This is a genomic window from Planococcus alkaliphilus (assembly GCF_057031095.1).
Window position 1 is genome coordinate 2,443,510 of the sequence record NZ_CM168060.1, and the last position, 16,875, is coordinate 2,460,384.

General features: G+C 45.3%; 14 protein-coding genes. 7 read left to right on the plus strand and 7 right to left on the minus strand.

The window, feature by feature from the left end; translation table 11 throughout:
- Entirely contained in the window at positions 1-1,668 is a 1,668-nt protein-coding gene (gene rnjA, locus AC2EXB_RS13135; protein ID WP_251474697.1) for a ribonuclease J1, read from the plus strand.
- Between the two features lie 209 nt (positions 1,669-1,877).
- Here rnjA and AC2EXB_RS13140 read toward each other — a convergent pair whose 3' ends face one another.
- Positions 1,878-2,537 carry a potassium channel family protein gene (locus AC2EXB_RS13140; protein ID WP_235196678.1) on the minus strand — a complete coding sequence of 220 codons (660 nt, stop codon included), beginning with the start codon at positions 2,535-2,537 and terminating at the stop codon, positions 1,878-1,880.
- A gap of 79 nt (positions 2,538-2,616) precedes the next feature.
- On the minus strand, positions 2,617-2,919 hold the full coding sequence (locus tag AC2EXB_RS13145; RefSeq protein WP_483601893.1) for a hypothetical protein: 303 nt from the start codon (positions 2,917-2,919) through the stop codon (positions 2,617-2,619).
- A 286-nt stretch (positions 2,920-3,205) separates the two neighbouring features.
- Here AC2EXB_RS13145 and AC2EXB_RS13150 point away from each other — a divergent pair, with 286 nt between their 5' ends.
- The 6 genes from AC2EXB_RS13150 to AC2EXB_RS13175 all read left to right on the plus strand — a co-directional run bounded on the left by AC2EXB_RS13150 (position 3,206) and on the right by AC2EXB_RS13175 (position 8,844).
- Positions 3,206-3,748 carry a helix-turn-helix domain-containing protein gene (locus AC2EXB_RS13150; protein ID WP_235196680.1) on the plus strand — a complete coding sequence of 181 codons (543 nt, stop codon included), beginning with the start codon at positions 3,206-3,208 and terminating at the stop codon, positions 3,746-3,748.
- 17 nt (positions 3,749-3,765) lie between these two features.
- Positions 3,766-4,866, plus strand: coding sequence for an ABC transporter ATP-binding protein (locus AC2EXB_RS13155; RefSeq protein ID WP_235196682.1), 1,101 nt, complete (start codon positions 3,766-3,768; stop codon positions 4,864-4,866).
- Entirely contained in the window at positions 4,859-5,683 is an 825-nt protein-coding gene (locus AC2EXB_RS13160; RefSeq protein WP_483601896.1) for an ABC transporter permease, read from the plus strand. Before AC2EXB_RS13155 ends, AC2EXB_RS13160 begins: the two co-directional genes overlap by 8 nt.
- Positions 5,667-6,467, plus strand: coding sequence for an ABC transporter permease (locus tag AC2EXB_RS13165; RefSeq protein ID WP_235196684.1), 801 nt, complete (start codon positions 5,667-5,669; stop codon positions 6,465-6,467). The genes AC2EXB_RS13160 and AC2EXB_RS13165 overlap by 17 nt, the downstream gene beginning before the upstream one ends.
- Before the next feature lies 1 nt (position 6,468).
- Positions 6,469-7,545: an ABC transporter substrate-binding protein gene (locus tag AC2EXB_RS13170; protein ID WP_235196685.1), complete on the plus strand. Its 1,077-nt coding sequence runs from the start codon at positions 6,469-6,471 to the stop codon at positions 7,543-7,545.
- A 108-nt stretch (positions 7,546-7,653) separates the two neighbouring features.
- Positions 7,654-8,844: an MFS transporter gene (locus AC2EXB_RS13175; RefSeq protein WP_483601899.1), complete on the plus strand. Its 1,191-nt coding sequence runs from the start codon at positions 7,654-7,656 to the stop codon at positions 8,842-8,844.
- A gap of 432 nt (positions 8,845-9,276) precedes the next feature.
- On the opposite strand, the gene AC2EXB_RS13180 is transcribed toward AC2EXB_RS13175, so the two are convergent.
- From AC2EXB_RS13180 to AC2EXB_RS13200, 5 genes are read right to left on the minus strand one after another with little or no spacing between them, the layout of a single operon-like run.
- Entirely contained in the window at positions 9,277-11,859 is a 2,583-nt protein-coding gene (locus AC2EXB_RS13180) for a VWA domain-containing protein (protein ID WP_483601901.1), read from the minus strand.
- Positions 11,840-13,573 (minus strand): vWA domain-containing protein, encoded by a 1,734-nt coding sequence (locus AC2EXB_RS13185; RefSeq protein ID WP_483601903.1) that lies wholly within the window; start codon positions 13,571-13,573, stop codon positions 11,840-11,842. The genes AC2EXB_RS13180 and AC2EXB_RS13185 overlap by 20 nt, the downstream gene beginning before the upstream one ends.
- 12 nt (positions 13,574-13,585) lie before the next feature.
- Positions 13,586-14,446: a DUF58 domain-containing protein gene (locus AC2EXB_RS13190; protein WP_483601905.1), complete on the minus strand. Its 861-nt coding sequence runs from the start codon at positions 14,444-14,446 to the stop codon at positions 13,586-13,588.
- Positions 14,443-15,435, minus strand: coding sequence for an AAA family ATPase (locus tag AC2EXB_RS13195; RefSeq protein WP_483601907.1), 993 nt, complete (start codon positions 15,433-15,435; stop codon positions 14,443-14,445). Before AC2EXB_RS13195 ends, AC2EXB_RS13190 begins: the two co-directional genes overlap by 4 nt.
- Positions 15,436-15,453: 18 nt before the next feature.
- On the minus strand, positions 15,454-16,872 hold the full coding sequence (locus tag AC2EXB_RS13200; protein WP_483601909.1) for a hypothetical protein: 1,419 nt from the start codon (positions 16,870-16,872) through the stop codon (positions 15,454-15,456).
- Between the last annotated feature and the right edge of the window lie 3 nt (positions 16,873-16,875).

Here is a 16,875-nt window from a genome sequence, read left to right on the forward strand (position 1 = left end):
ATGAAATTTGTTAAGAATGATCAAACAGCTGTATTCGCACTCGGCGGACTAGGCGAAATCGGCAAAAATACGTACGGTGTCCAGTTCCAGGATGAAATCATCCTGATCGACGCGGGCATCAAATTTCCGGAAGACGATTTGCTCGGAATCGATTATGTAATTCCGGATTATACTTATCTCGTTAAAAACGCAGATAAAATCAAAGGCTTGTTCGTAACTCACGGACACGAAGACCATATCGGCGGAATCCCTTACCTCTTGAAAAAGATCAACATTCCCGTCTACGGCGGCAAACTTGCTTTAGGCTTGCTGCGCAAGAAGTTAGAAGAACACGGTTTGCTTCGTCAAACTAAAATGATTGAAATCGAAGAGGAAGATGTCATCAAATTCCGTAAAACTTCGGTAAGTTTCTTCCGTACGACCCACAGTATACCAGATGCTTTCGGAGTAGTGGTCAAAACGCCTCCAGGCAATATCGTCCATACTGGGGATTTCAAATTCGACTTTACACCAGTAGGCGAACCCGCCAACTTATTGAAAATGGCTCAAATCGGAAGTGAAGGCGTTTTATGCCTGCTTTCGGATAGTACAAATGCTGAAGTTCCTGACTTTACGATGTCAGAACGCAAAGTCGGCGAATCCATCAAAGACATTATGAGAAAAGTGGATGGCCGCCTAATTTTCGCAACATTCGCATCTAATATTTACCGTCTTCAGCAAGTGACGGATGAAGCAGTGGCTCAAGGCCGTAAAATCGCGGTATTTGGACGCAGCATGGACAATGCAATGACAATTGGACGGGAACTTGGCTATATCAATGCCCCTGAGGATGCTTTCGTAGATACTCAAACATTGAACCGCCTGCCTGCCAATGAAGTACTCATCCTTTGTACAGGATCTCAAGGTGAACCGATGGCAGCCCTTTCGAGAATTGCAAACGGCACACACCGCCAAATTCAAATCCAGCCGAATGACACGGTCGTCTTCTCGTCTTCTCCGATTCCGGGAAATACGAGCAGCGTAAACCGTACAATCAATTTGCTGTTCCGTGCTGGAGCAGATGTTATCCACGGTTCGTTGAACAACGTCCACACTTCTGGACATGGTTCTCAACCGGAAAACAAATTGATGCTTCGTTTGATCAAACCGAAATTCTTTATGCCGATCCACGGTGAATACCGGATGCAGAAAATCCACGCACAATTAGCTGTGGATTGCGATGTACCGGAAGAAAACACATTTATCATGGAAAATGGCGATGTCTTAGCGCTTAGCCAAAACGAGGCTTCTGTTGCAGGACGCATCCCTTCCGGAGATGTCTACATTGACGGCAGCGGCATCGGCGACATCGGCAATATCGTTCTTCGTGACCGCCGTGTGCTGTCTGAAGAAGGATTGGTCATTGTCGTAGTCAGCGTTGATATGAAGAAAAACAAAATGGTTTCCGGTCCGGACATCATTTCACGCGGATTTGTCTACATGCGTGAATCCGGAACAATGATTTATGAGGCTCAGCAAATGCTGAACCGCCATTTGAACAAAAAGATCCATGGCAAGAACACAGAATGGGCGGAGCTGAAAAGCGATATCTCTGACGTGTTAGGGCCATACCTATACGAAAAAACAAAACGCCGCCCAATGATCTTGCCGATCATCATGGAAGTCTAGAAAGGCGGAAGCACCTGTTCAGCCCCGACAAGCGCTGGAGGTTTTGAAGGCAATGGCGTTCTTTGCCATTATCGGCAAGACCGAAGCGTCTAGAGGAGCTAGGTGCTGCAGACTGGACATCAGAAAAAAATTTCAACTCTCATCAACTAAAAAACCGTTCGTATCAGGAATTTCTGACACGAACGGTTTTTTTCATTATCTTCAGTTTTTTAGTTTAGTACTTTTTTCTCGAACCGGTTAATATCCGCATCGGATCCAATGATGATCAATACGTCGGCCAATTCGATTTCCATATCGGCCTGCGGCGATACTAAGATTTGGCCTTCTCTTTTAATGGCGACGATATTAATGCCGTATTTTGCGCGTATGTCCAAACCGATCAACGTTCGCCCTGCGAGCTTTTCATTGGCTTGGATCTCGGCAATCGAATGCTCATCCGATAACTCTAAGTAATCCAACACATTATTGGATAACATATTATGGGCTATTCGAATCCCCATATCCCGTTCCGGATGAACGACATGATCTGCTCCGATTTTGCTCAATACTTTAGCGTGGTAATCATTTTGGGCTTTAACGGTGATTTTTTTGACCCCAATCTCTTTTAGCATCAACGTCGTCAGGATACTCGCTTGAATATTCTCTCCAATGGCCACGATGACATGTTCAAAATTGCGGATGCCCAAGGACTTCAAAACCGCTTCATCTGTTGTGTCTGCAACGACCGCTTGTGTAGCGATAGTCGCAAATTCATCGACACGTTCAGTATCTTTATCTATTGCCATTACGTCTGCATCTTGTTCAATCAGCTCACGTACGATGCTTCCACCGAATCGCCCAAGGCCGATGACTACAAATTCCTTCTTCATATACATCCCCCAAATTCTTTTATAGCCCTTAGTTTAGCATATTCCAACAAAAAAATAGCGCATAAAAAACCCCGCCTTATCAGCGGGGATCTAATGGCCGTTTCGGCCGTTTTTCACAGTATTCACAATGGATATCACTGCATTTTTCTTCACGCCATTCATTGCAGCTTGAGCAATAGCTTGCATCGAATTCATCATCGAAAGTCAATGCTGACAAGCACGTATGGCAATACGTATGGACATCCATCCAATTGATAAATTGTTTATTGGCTACTAAGTAAAGACCTTGCTGGTCCTGTTTATAATTCATGATTGAAGATTTTTGGACAATGCGGTTTTTAGGGTCCAAGAAAAAATTCATTTTGCCGTTCAAATTGATCACTCCCGAAAGATAGGTTAAACATGGTTATCTTTTAACTATCATATCATCATTATTCTGAGTTAAAAGTGTTTTTAGGTTTTCAAGTTTTACTCCATTCCTTAATGATAATAAAGTTTTGCGGTAAAAAGCAATGTTTAAGAAAAATTTCTTTAAATTATTTATTATACTTGAAAAACGAACTGGTTTTTGTATAATGATAATTGCTGTTAGTAAACTTAAAGTATATTTTTACTAAACTTAATTTATTCAAAGTTTACTATTACTATATAAAACGAGGTGAAGCTGCGTGCAAATCGGAATGAAGATAAAACGGCTGCGGCTAAAAAATGGATTGACGCAGGAAGAACTCGGTGAACGGACAGATTTGAGCAAAGGGTTTATCTCCCAATTAGAACGTGATATGAATTCACCTTCTATTGAAACCTTATTTTCGCTATTAGAAGTTCTTGGCACGACGCCGAAAGAATTTTTCGATGACTCCGATAAAGAAGTGAAAGTTGTTTTTACACCAAGCGATCATACCATCCATACAGACACGGATTCAGGTTATGAGATTGATTGGCTCATCACTACTTCGAATGAAAAAGAAATGGAACCTGTTTATCTGACTCTGGAAGAAAAGGGTGAATTTAAACATTTTGAACCATCCCTAGCTGAGACGTTTATCTATGTCCTTGAAGGACGTGTTCGCCTGGTCCTTGGAGATAATGAGTATCTTGCAAGCGCTGGGGATTCCCTTTATTATGAAGCTTCTGACCATCATCAGCTTATTAACGCACATTCTGGAAAATCAGAAATGATCATTGTTGCCACACAATCATACTTGTAAATTTGGAGGGATTTCTATTGGATACATCAATTATTCGTTTTGAAAATGTTTCGCAAATATATGATGGGGCCGGCCCCGTTTTGAACGATGTCAGCTTTGAACTCGAAAAAGGAAAATTCTATACACTTCTCGGCCCATCCGGCTGCGGAAAAACGACAATCCTGCGTTTGATTGCCGGGTTCATTACGCCGACTAAAGGCGATGTGTATATTGAAGGGAAGAAGGTTAATAATATTCCCGCCAATGAACGCCAAGTAAATACGGTTTTCCAAGACTATGCCCTCTTCCCTCACCTCAATGTATTTGAGAATGTGGCTTTCGGGCTGCGCATAAAGAAACTAAAAAAAGCGGAAGTTGAACGCCGTGTGAAAGAAGCCTTGGAATTCGTTAACTTAAAAGGATATGAAAACCGGGAAATCAGTGAAATGTCTGGCGGACAGCGCCAACGCGTCGCGATTGCGCGAGCGATCGTCAATGACCCCGAAGTAATTTTGCTGGATGAACCGTTATCTGCACTCGATTTGAAATTGCGGACTGAAATGCAGTATGAACTTCGCGAACTTCAACAGCGCCTTGGCAAAACGTTTATTTTTGTTACACATGACCAGGAGGAAGCCCTCGCTATGTCCGATGAAATTTTCGTTATGAAAGCAGGCGAAATTCAGCAAAGCGGCACGCCGATGGATATTTATGACGAACCGATTAACCGCTTTGTTGCAGATTTTATCGGTGAATCCAATATTGTGGCCGGTGAAATGATCGAAGATTACCGTGTCCGCTTTGCCAATAAAGAATTCGAATGCGTCGACCAAGGCTTGAATCCGAACGAACAAGTAGAAATCGTCATCCGTCCGGAAGATCTTGAAATCACAGCTGTAGAAAACGGGAAAATGGCCGTCACAGTCGACACCCAATTATTCCGAGGCGTCCATTTCGAAATCTCCACAATCGATGAAGTCGGCAATGAATGGCTCGTCCATTCCACGAAAAAAGCGGAAGTCGGTTCACTGATCGGCCTGGATTTCGACCCGGAAGCAATCCACGTTATGCGTTTGAACGAATCCGAAGAAGCATTTGATGCACGTCTCGAATCGTACGGAGTTGAAGCCGATGAATAGTAAAGGAGCACGCAGTTTTTATCTAATCCCGTATTATATTTGGATTGCGCTGTTTGTTATTGCGCCGATTGCATTGGTCGTCTATTATTCCTTCTTCGACCTGCAAGGGAATTTGACGCTCGAGAACTATCAGAACTTCTTTTCATCCGTGTATTTACGGCTGACACTGAGCTCATTCTGGTATGCCTTCCTGGTCACGTTCTTTTCGATCCTGATCGCATACCCGACAGCTTATTGGCTGACGAAAACGAAGCATAAACAATTGTGGCTATTGTTGATCATCATCCCTTCTTGGATCAATTTGCTGTTGAAAACTTATGCCTTCATCGGAATATTCGGTTTGTACGGTCCAGCCAATAAATTTTTGGCTACCATCGGCTTAGGCGAACAGCAAATCCTGTTCACGGATTTCAGTTTTATTTTTGTATCGGTTTATATTTTTATTCCGTTCATGATTTTGCCGATTTTCAATTCCTTGGATAAATTGAATCCGGCTTTGATGGATGCTTCGCGCGACCTTGGCGCCTCTTCATGGATGACGTTCAGAAAAGTGATTTTCCCATTGACGATCAACGGGGTTAAATCCGGTGTCCAAGCCGTCTTCATCCCTGCCCTGTCGCTATTCGTCATTACGCGTTTAATCGCCGGAAATAAAGTCATTACACTCGGTACAGCCATTGAACAGCAATTCCTCGTAACGCAAAACTGGGGCATGGGTTCAACGATTGCTGTGTTCTTGATACTCTTCATGATCATCATTATGATGCTGACCGGACAGCGGGAAAAAGGAGGCTCTGCAAATGGGAAAACTAAGTAAAAAAGCAAAAGTCTATTTGGCAGTTGTCTTCTTTATCTTATATGCACCAATTTTTTACTTGATCTTTTACTCATTCAATAGCGGCGGTACGATGTCGAGTTTTGATGGATTTACGCTGGAACATTATGCAGCAGTATTCAATGACACGCGGCTGCTCATCATTTTGATGAATACGGTCATCGTCGCCTTGCTGTCGTCTCTGATTTCAACAGCGATCGGTGTTCTTGGCGCAATCGGGATCGTGTTTTTGCGAAACCGGAAAATGCGCAATGCGGTGCTTTCACTGAACAACATTTTGATTGTCAGCCCGGATGTCATTATCGGTGCATCGTTCTTAATCCTATTTACGATGATTGGAGTTAAGCTCGGTTTCGCTTCCGTACTGATTTCCCATATCGCTTTCAGCATTCCAATCGTCGTCATCATGGTCTTGCCTAAACTGCAGGAAATGAGCAGCACGTTAATTGACGCTGCAGCGGATCTGGGTGCTTCTAAACGCGATATTTTGACACGGGTAATCATCCCTTACATCAAGCCGGGGATTTTCGCCGGATTCTTTTTAGCGTTAACTTATTCATTGGATGACTTTGCGGTTACCTTCTTTGTCACAGGAAACGGATTCTCAACGCTTTCCGTTGAAATCTATTCGATGGCGCGTGCCGGAATCACCTTGACGATCAATGCACTTTCCGCTCTGATATTCATCGTCACCCTCGGCCTTGTGGTCGGCTATTATTTCTTTAACCAACGGGCACGGAATAGCATCGGAACAGGAGGCCATTAAGATGAAAAGCATTATTCAAGCAACTGTTGCAATTCTGGTCGCTTCTGCCTTGCTTCTTTACGGCGTATCCGTCCTCGAAAAAAGTTCTGCGACGACTGGCGGTGGATCGATCACCGTCTACAACTGGGGCGAATACATTGATCCGGAACTCGTCCAGCAATTTGAAGACGAAACCAATATCAATGTCGTGTATGAAACATTCGATTCAAACGAAGCGATGATGACAAAAATCGAACAAGGCGGTACATCTTATGATGTCGCCATGCCTTCAGAATATGCCATCGAAAAAATGAAGGAAAATGATTTATTGATCCCGATCGATTCGGAGAAAATTCCGAACCTCACTAATATCGATCCTTACTTCCTGGACCTCCCTTTCGATCCAGGCAATGAATATTCCATCCCTTATTTCTGGGGAACCGTCGGAATTGCATACAATCCGACTTTACTGGAAGGGCAAACGTTCGAAAGCTGGGACGACCTATGGGATCCCACATTAAAACAGGAAGTCATTCTGGTCGACAGTGCACGTGAAGTCATCGGAATGGGCTTGAACAGCCTGGGCTATTCATTGAACTCTACAGATGTCTCGGAGCTCCGGGAAGCTACCGACAAATTGAAGACGCTCGGCCCGAATACTAAAGCCATTATCGGGGATGAAATCGTCGAAATGATGCGCCGCGAAGAAGCGGCTGTTGCTTTGACGTGGTCCGGACAAGCGGCAGATATGATGTGGATCAATGAAAACATCGATTACTCGGTGCCAGAAGAAGGGTCGAACTTGTGGTTTGACAATATGGTTATTCCGAAAACTTCAAGCAATGTAGAAGGCGCCCATGCGTTCATCAACTTTATGCTCGATGCAGAAGTTGCGGCTCAAAATGCAGATTATGTCGGTTATTCAACGCCAAACCAAGCAGCCATTGAAATTATGGATCCCGAAGTGACTGGAGATGAACGCTTTTATCCTCCTGAAGAACTGCGGGAACGCTTAGAAGTATATGAAAACTTAGGTCTAGAAATGCTCGGCATCTACAATGAATTATTTTTGGAATTCAAAATGGATATGGAGAATTGACAGGCAGCCAGCTGCCTGTTTTTTCTTTGGGCAAAAGGGTATGGTATTGAGTGCCTTTATGATAAAATTTAGGAACACGAAATATAGACAGTGAAAGAAGGATACGCTATGGCCGCAAAATCAAATAATTTCGCGTTGTATGTATTGATGTTCAATATGTTTATCGCAATGAGCGGCATCGGCCTCATCATACCGATTATGCCGGAATACCTGGACACGTTCGGTGTCGCTGGACAAGCACTTGGTACGTTAATCGCCACTTTCGCCCTCGCCCAATTTCTTTTCTCCCCATTATCCGGACAGTTATCCGATAAATACGGACGCAAAAAACTGATCATTATCGGATTAATCATTTTTGGACTTTCGCAACTCGTCTTCGGTCTAGCTTCAGATTTATGGATTTTGTACTTGGCACGTTTTTTCAGCGGCCTAGGAGCAGCTTTCCTGATTCCCCCGATGATGGCTTTCGTTGCCGATATCACTACTTTTGAAGAACGCGGAAAAGGCATGGGCCTGCTTGGAGCCTCCATGTCGCTTGGCTTCATGGTCGGTCCCGGTTTTGGCGGATTTTTAGCCGAAGTCAGCTTGCAATTTCCTTTTTATGTGGCTACAGCTGTCGCTTTGATTGCGGCTGTAATTTCGTTTTTCGCCTTGCCGAACGTAGCGCCGACCATTCCATCGGTACCAGCTAAAGCTGAGAACCTCTTGCAGCAACTAAAACGTTCGACCACGACTCCGTATTTCGTCATGCTTTTGGTGATGCTGATTTTCGCTTTCGGATTAGCGAATTTCCAATCGACGATCGCTTTGTACGTCGACAAGAAATATCAATTCACCCCGAAGGAGATTGCAGTCCTGATCACTATCGGCGGGTTCGTCGGCGTCATCGTACAAACCTTTGTCATCAATAAATTATTCAAACGCTTCGGAGAAATGAAAGTTATTCTGGTGAACTTGCTGGTTTCTGCAGGGGCGATGATCGGAATCTTATTTGTTAACACATTCTGGACCATTCTTTTAGTATCTGCTGTCTTCTTTACAGCTGCCTCTCTGCTGCGGCCTGCCATCAATACGCTGATTTCCAAACTTGCAGGCAACGAGCAAGGGTTCGCAGCCGGCATGAACAATGCTTATATGAGTTTAGGGAATATGTTCGGCCCTGCAATGGCAGGAATTCTTTTCGATATCGACATGAGCTTCCCGTATATTTTCGGAACAGCCATCTTAATCACTTGCTTCTTTATTGCAAGCAACTGGTCAGCCAAAAAGCAGCAGTTGCTCGCAACGAGCAGAAGCTAAGAAAAGCGGAAGCGGCTGGAGTCTGGACATCGAAAAGCGGAAGCGGCTGTTCAGCTCCGACTGGCATAAGACACAACAGCGAAGCGGCGCTCTTTGCCGCACAGCTGGGCTGGCTTATGACACGAGGAGCTAGCCGCTGGAGTCTGGACATCGAAAAGCGGAAGCGGCTGTCCAGCTCCGACTGGCATAAGACACAACAGCGAAGCGGTGCTCTTTGCCGCACAGCTGGGTTGGCTTATGACACGAGGAGCTAGCCACTGGAGTCTGGAGACCGAAAAGCGGAAGCGCCCATGTAGATTCGTCGGGCTTAAGACGATCTGGCGAAGCGGCGTTTCTTCAGCCGCATAGCCAGAGTGGCTTATGTCCCGAGAATCTGGGCGCTGGAGTCTGGACACCGAAAAGCGAAAGCACATAAAAAAAGCGAAAAAGAGGTCATCCCCTCTTTTTCGCTTTTATTAATTGTTCGATGGTTTGCGGAGGTGCTTCTGGTGATGACGAAACCGCCGCTTTTGGTTTTTTCAACGAAGGGATCAATCGAAGCCCGAATCTGCGGATTGTGATGTCTACGAAAAACAGCAGCATCGCAAGCAGCAGCAAGAATTGCTGGATCGGCTGATTGGTCCCGCTTTCGTAGGGGATTTCCCGAAGTGATTCTTCCAAAGATTCCAGAACGCTTCCTCCGCTCCTCTCAGCTACAGAAGCGAGCAAGGCCGTATTGGGTTCACTTAAGCGATATTCCTCGCCATACGGGATTGTCAGCCCCGTCTTATACGCTTCCCCGTTTTCATTCCGGATGCTAAAGAAGACCAGGCCCGGATCCGCATCCAAGGTGACTTCCATTTTGCCTGGAGCCACGGGTTCACTTTGCAGCGGGATTTCCATTCCTTTTTCATCGATAGCGGCCACTTCAATAATGGCCGATTGACGAGTCGGGTCTTCAATCGTATAAATACCTTGTTGCTTTCTTGCCACTGTAAAGGGGATTTCGTCATATGAAGGCAAGAGCTCGGAAACAGAACGGTTCCAAAACACCGGCCAATTTTTCCATGCCTGAAAATTTCCGCTCCATGCACTGCTTCCGGAAGTATAAGCAATTGTTTTGCCGAGGCCATAATTCCACGATGCGAGCACCGGGTCCCCTTCTTCACTTTCCAAAGCGACAGAGGCTGCAGGCTTCGCAGTTGTGGCAATATACGCATTCATCTGAGGCACCCCATCAGAAAACAACTCGCTCCAAGGACTGTCATAGACTATCGGATTAAACGGTTCGTCTACGATATAAGTCCGGGACATCATAATCGTTTCTCTTGAAAGAATAGCGGGAATCGTTGTAGCGTCCGCTACTTCATAAAATCGTCCATTGCCGGTGGCAGCCAAATCTTCCAGTAGCCCACTGTCCGCATCTTGTCCGATGGATACTGTCGATAAGGTAATATTGTCTTCTTTGCCGCCCTCGATTAAGCTCGTATAATCACTCGGCGGGGATTGTCCGTCCGTCAATAAAATGATATGTTTCCGCTGAAGTTCCAAGCCTTCTAATTGCCCATAAGCTTCAGCCAATGAGCGATAGATTTCTGTACCGCCGCCTGGTGTAACAGATAGAATTTTATCAGCGGCAGCCTTCGGGTCTGCCAATTTCTCCGTTTCAACAATTTGCCACGGCTGATCATCAAAAGCGATCACACCAACCGTATCATCTTCCCGGAGGAGTTCAACGGAACGCGCTGCCGCTTCTTTTGCCAATTCCATTTTCATGCCAGCCATACTCCCAGAACGGTCCATGACAATGATCAGTCCAAGGGAAGGAAGTTCGTGCTTTCCCTTGACTTCCATTTCAACTGGCAAAAGCCGTTCAATCGGCGATTTAAAATAGCCGCCGAGTCCATAACTTTCATCGCCGCCAACCATCATGAAGCCGACGCCGAACTGCTTGACTGCCTGTTCGATGACATCCATCTGCTGGCCGCCAACGGAGGTTCCAGAAACGTTGTCAAAAATGATGCCATCATACTGCAGGATCGATGAAAGACTGGCCGGAAGTTCGTTGGAGTCAATATTTGTTGTCCGTATATTTTCACCATCCAATAAACCAGGAATTGGACTTGGAATAGTTCCATTCACGACTAATAATTCCGGCTTCCCTTCCACTTCCGTGACACTCACCAAGGCGTTATTTTCCAGAAAACGATCTTCTGCAATCTCCAGTCTCGCTTCATATTTCAATAATCCTTCTTCACTAGCAGGGTATCGATAGGAAAACACATTTTCTCCATCAGCTAACTGAATACGATGCCGATCAAATTCTTCATCATTTTTCGAAAGGACCAGTTCCGCTTCCCTCTCGCCGTCCGACTGAAGCGTTAGGGAAAATGCCTGCGATTCGCCGAGAAACGCCTTCGAAGGCGTTTCAAACCCAGTAATCGCTGCGTCTTGAGAACTGTCTTGCTGAACCGGCAAGACATCAATTTGAACACGCTCACTTTGAAGCCTGTTCAAACTTTCGAGAGCCGAAGCTTTTGTTTCGTTGCCATCGGAAATCAGCACCAGCCTCGTCGCTAAATCCGTATCACCGCTGTTGGAAGCGAGTTCCAACGCTTGGGCAATATTTGTATGGTTCGCCATCCTTGTGCTTTGATCAAGCGGCAATGCCCGTGGTTCCGCTGATATCGGTAATAGCGTCTGAAAATCTTCTGCAAACGTATAGACACCGACATGCTGGCTATCACTCTTTTCAGCAATGGCTGTCTCAATCGATTCTGCAATCGCCGATTGAGATCCTTCCATTGAAGCGGAGCGATCTATGAGATAAATGATTTGCTGTTGATCGGCTGGCCGGTAAATCGATGGCATGGCTAAAGCGAAAATCAATAAAACTACGGCCGCAACACGCAGGACAAAAACAAGGCGGAAGAAAAGGCTGCCCAGTTTAATGTTTTTAAAACCGCTATACGCAAAGTAAATGAGTGCCGGTAAAAGCAGCCAAAGAAAGAGAGGTTCATCTAATCGCAATTCCACGGCGGTACACCTCCCATTCAACTAGCAGCAATAATAAGACAAGGGCAATAGCCCAAGGAATCAATGGATACTGGATTGTTTCATCTTCCTCTTCAGTTTGGCCAATTGCATAAGATGGGCCGGATGATAGTATTTTTTCTTCGGAACTCAACTGGACAATCATCTGCATGGATCGGCCGTCTCCATTCACTTCATAAACACCTGGCTCTGTAGGGGCGATAAAAGGGCCTTCCCCCTCCATATAGGAGCTTATATAATCTTCTCCTTTAAACAATTCCCATTCCCCCGCTTCAGAAGCAAGCGGGACGGACCGATGTTCATTTGGCTGAAAATAGCCTAAAAAGGCTTCGTTTCCCGACAATTCATCCGCAGCACTCCACAGAAACAAAGGAAATGATGGATCCAATGGCCAATTTGTGGATTGGATATCTGAGAGAATTACGATATCGCCTTTTGGACTGATTTGGATAAATGGCTTTCCGTCGATTTCTGCAATGGTTTCATAAGCTGTAAATCCCGGATAAAGCGCTGATACATATACATTTTCCAAATCGGCATAAGTAAACAAGGGGTGCGCAGCCGTTTCAATCAATCCCGAAACCTCGGTTGCTTGAACATCATTTCTGCCAATTAAAAGAATCGGGGAATCCGACTCTATCAGTTCCGTTTGATTGGTTGCAAGCATCGATCCCGTCCGTTCTGCAAGCTGCATTGGGTCGGCAGTCGCCGCTTCCATGCCGATGGATTCAAAGCCTTTCGCTACCAACGAATGAAGCGACGAATCGATCACTACGCCAGTAGATTCTTGCTGGACAAACGATAGCATCCGGTTATCTGCCGAGTAGTCATCTTCGACATTTATTTCAGCCGTCCATAAATCTTCAATAGGCAGGTCTTCAAACGGCACCAATAAATCTTCTCCTGCCGGCAGCTCCAACTCCGCTTCTTTTGAAACGTCTCCAGCCGATAAGCTTACTGTACCTTTCATCGTTTCTTCGCTTTCATTGACGACTTGCACAATCGCCCGCAAGCCATTGTCGGATTGGGACAAGCCAAATTGCCGGATGGACGCATTAACCAAATTATCTTCGTTTGCATGGACGACAAAAGACTGATCCGTTTTAGCCGCTAAGGCTTCACGTGCTAAAGCATCCGTGAAGATATGGATGATGGTCGATTCATCTTTCACTAACGATTCCGCAAACAGAATCGTCTGGTCCATCCTAGCCTCTTCGTAGCTGATATCCAGCTGTTCGATGTTTTTTAAAAGTGTCTGCTGATCCCGTTCTTCCCGAACGGCGATTTCCGGAGTCTGGCCGGTCTTAATAATGGTCACAGGTTTCCCGCCCGCTTGGTCGACCAGTTCCGACATTTTGATTTTCTGTTGATCGAAGCGGCTGGGCGAACCGGCAAGCATCGTAGCAGAAGTGTCCACAATAAAAATCAGTTCATTGCCTTGGACCGTCTCCGACTCGATATACGGTTGAAGCAAGCCGAAAACACATAGGATCAATGCCGCCAACTGTAGATAAAACAAGAGATGATGCTGCAATTTTTTTAAGTACGGTGAAGCTTGAATTTCTTTCATCATTTCTTGCCAAAAAAGAACAGATGAAACATTTTTGTTTTGATATTTTTTCCGAAAAAAATAATAAAGGATAACGGCAACCGGCATGATCGCTGTCCAAATCCAAATCCAATTCGCTATTCCCATGCCGCTCCCCCTCTATTCAATCCATTTTTTCCGAGCCAATTGATGAATCATTACTTGCTGGATGCCGTCTTCGATATGGATGGGCATATAATGGACACCGTGTTTTGCACACAGAGCTTCCAACGCCTTATTATGCTGCTCCTGCTGTTTTAAATACGCTTCAATCGCCTGGCGCGTCATCGTTACATTTAAATCCGTACCGGTTTCTTCATCAATGAGACGTATATCCCCTTCAAAATTAGGCACCCTTTCTTCAGCTGTGGATAAGTGGAGAAAGCGTACATCGTGGGAATATTTTGGCACCTGCTTAAAGAATAGTTGCCATTCTTCCAGTTCTTCCAAGCCGTCTGAAATAACGAATAAAACCGTGGAATCTTTTGCACTGTAAAAACTCGCATTTTTTGCAAAAGAACGGCTTTTGGGATCCGGGAGATTCACCATAAAATGTTCAAAAAGCTTTTTGGCCGACTTTCCTTTTTTCTTAAAAGGCGATGCTGAAGCTCCACCCGCTGAAATGCTCAAACGATCATCTTTGCTTAACACCATCACGCCTAAAGAAAACGCTAATTGCTTCGAGAAGAGCCATTTTTCTTCCATCGATTTTGAATCATCCAGCAAGACATGGACCCGCATTTCCTGTTCGTCCAAATACCGTTTTATATAAACTTTTTCCGTTCGGGCAAAAACGTTCCAATCGATATGGCGAACATCATCTCCAGGATGATATTCCCGGAAATCCGAAAAATCGAGGGAAGAACCAAAACGGCTGGAACGGTGAGATCCTTTATGATGTCCTCGGATTTTTGCTTTAGTGGCTATGGAATAACGGCTTAACCGCTTTATCCAATCGCCGGGCAATTGCAGCCCACTCATTTTAATACGCCTCTTCCTGCGGTTTCCAAAATCATTCCGATAAGATCGTCAATTGTTTTTTCAGCCGCTTCTCCTTCATAATTCAACAAAATCCGGTGCCTTAATACGGGTTGGGCTACATATTTCAAGTCGCCAATCGAGACATGAAAACGCCCTTCTGATAGCGCTCGGGCCTTCGCAAGTTTGATTAAGCTTTGAAGTCCCCTTGGACCGCTGCCATATTGGACAAATTGTTTGATTTCATCAAACTGGGTGTACTCCGGATTTGAATGCTGAATGATATCGACCGCCACTATGAGAATATCTTCCGCAATCAATACTTCTTTCACCATTTGCTGCGCTTCGATTAAAGAAGCTGTATCCATTTTCTTAACGAGGGAAACCGTTTCAGCTCCAGTTGTTCTTCGGCTAATTTCCGCCAACTCTCCACGATTCGGGTAAGATACAAGAATCTTGCATAAGAACCGGTCCATCTGTGCTTCCGGCAACGGATAAGTCCCTTCCATTTCGATCGGATTTTGGGTCGCTAATACGAAAAACGGCCGTGCCATTTTTTTCGTATCGCCTAATATCGTCACCGTTTTCTCTCCCATCGCTTCAAGCAAGGCACTTTGTGTCTTCGGCGTAGCCCGGTTAATTTCATCGGCTAATACCATCTGATGGAAAATCGGGCCTTCTCTGAAAGTGAATTGCTGCCTGCCTTCAGCATCCCGTTCGATCAGGCTGGTACCGGTAATATCAGATGGCATTAAATCCGGCGTGAATTGGATACGGGAAAAACTCAAATCCATCACATCTGAAATGGTACGGATTAACATCGTCTTGCCGAGCCCCGGCAAACCTTCAAGCAATGCATGGCCATCCGCTAAAATAGCATACAAGGAAAATTCCACCGCTTGTTCTTGTCCAACGATAAATTTGCCGATTTCATCTCTGACCTCTTGCAGTTTGTTGCTCATTTCCTTAAAATCATCCGGTGAATATGCCATATAGTCCCCTGCTTTCTCTTAATCAGATTCAACTGTTGAAAAATACTGTTCAACGACTTTTTGCAAGTCTGGCGGCAATGCCAAACGATCGGCGCTTGTAAAATAGGAATCGCTATATTCGCCCACCACTTCAGAATAAGGACGGACTGTCCCTTTCGTAGCCGGGACAACCCCTTCCTGTTCTTCTGCCGCTTCACCGTCGCCAAGCTCTCCTTGATCGACAGTTGTCTCACTTTCTCCACCAATTCTAGAAGGAACTGTTAGGAGTTCCCGGCTTCCTTGTCCCGTTCCAAAGCCTGAGCCTTGTTGTCCTTGACCTTGACTTTGGCCTTGGCCTTGGCCTTGACCTTGCCCCTGGCCTTGACCTTGACCTTGTCCCTGGCCTTGGCCTTGACCCTGGCCTTGACCTTGACCTTGACCTTGTCCCTGGCCTTGTCCTTGGCCCTGCCCTTGACTTTGTTGCTGATTCTGGCCATCGCCTTCGCTTTGGGATTCGGTATTGGAATTTCCGTTGCTCCCTTTACCGGATTCACTTCCAGATTCTGAAGAATCTTCAGCGCCCTCTGATCCCGCCCCTTCACTTTTGGAAGCTTCCGGGTTTGCAGCCCCGGCAATGGTCTGTTGAAGCGGAAAACTTACCGGTTTCCCCATATTGCTCAAAGCTGTCTGTGTTTCTCCCGCTTGTTCAGCAAGCTGTTTTGCTGCATTTTCAAGATCTGCTTTTTCCTGTTCTGCAGCTTCCCCTTCTGCTGGCAATTGCTGTTGCTGAGCCATTTCTTTTTGCTTCTTGACCACTTCTTTCAACGCTTCTTCAGGGGTTTCGCTTTCTTCTACTTTTTTTAGAACTTCCTGCAATTCCTCTTTAACGACTTCTGTTTTTGCCTCTTTTTCCAGATCGGCAATTTTTTCTTTTATTTCTTCAATCACTTCTTGTTCCTTTTCAATGTCTTTTGCTTGTTCCTGAAGCGTACTTGGAAACAAAAGCAGGAGCATCAGCAATGCCCCCGTGATTAATGAAGCCATCAACCATTTCCCAAGGAACCATTTCTGCGGTTCTTTTCTAAATAATTGATAGCTGTAAGGGATGACTTCCGCAGTCTGTCTGGTCAGCGCTTCCGTCAGCTTGTTTTGTTCCTGTATTTTCCAAGAGGTCAATAGAAGATTGTGGGGCGTAAAACGATCCAATTGTTCTACTGCTTGGCCGATTTTTGGCATGTCCTTATAGGAAAAAACAAGGCCGCCAATTAAAAAGAGGGAGCCTGCAGCATATGCATAAAATTCATAATAAGGAAGGACGAACAACCGGGAGACGACCACAAGCAAAAGTGCAGATAGGAGCCCTAAGAAAACTGCAATTTGTAAAGCCCGGCTCATGTGAACAAGCTTCAATCGCAAGGCTGTTTTTTTTACATAGCGGACCAATTCCCGGTTGTTCATGCG

Excerpts from the sequence above, each read along its gene's own strand:
- AC2EXB_RS13165 (WP_235196684.1), top strand. The coding sequence starts at position 5,667 with ATGGGAAAACTAAGTAAAAAAGCAAAAGTCTATTTGGCAGTTGTCTTC.
- rnjA (WP_251474697.1), top strand. The coding sequence starts at position 1 with ATGAAATTTGTTAAGAATGATCAAACAGCTGTATTCGCACTCGGCGGA.
- AC2EXB_RS13185 (WP_483601903.1), bottom strand. The coding sequence starts at position 13,573 with ATGGGAATAGCGAATTGGATTTGGATTTGGACAGCGATCATGCCGGTT.
- AC2EXB_RS13160 (WP_483601896.1), top strand. The coding sequence starts at position 4,859 with ATGAATAGTAAAGGAGCACGCAGTTTTTATCTAATCCCGTATTATATT.
- AC2EXB_RS13190 (WP_483601905.1), bottom strand. The coding sequence starts at position 14,446 with ATGAGTGGGCTGCAATTGCCCGGCGATTGGATAAAGCGGTTAAGCCGT.
- AC2EXB_RS13195 (WP_483601907.1), bottom strand. The coding sequence starts at position 15,435 with ATGGCATATTCACCGGATGATTTTAAGGAAATGAGCAACAAACTGCAA.
- AC2EXB_RS13200 (WP_483601909.1), bottom strand. The coding sequence starts at position 16,872 with ATGAACAACCGGGAATTGGTCCGCTATGTAAAAAAAACAGCCTTGCGA.
- AC2EXB_RS13175 (WP_483601899.1), top strand. The coding sequence starts at position 7,654 with ATGGCCGCAAAATCAAATAATTTCGCGTTGTATGTATTGATGTTCAAT.
- AC2EXB_RS13140 (WP_235196678.1), bottom strand. The coding sequence starts at position 2,537 with ATGAAGAAGGAATTTGTAGTCATCGGCCTTGGGCGATTCGGTGGAAGC.
- AC2EXB_RS13170 (WP_235196685.1), top strand. The coding sequence starts at position 6,469 with ATGAAAAGCATTATTCAAGCAACTGTTGCAATTCTGGTCGCTTCTGCC.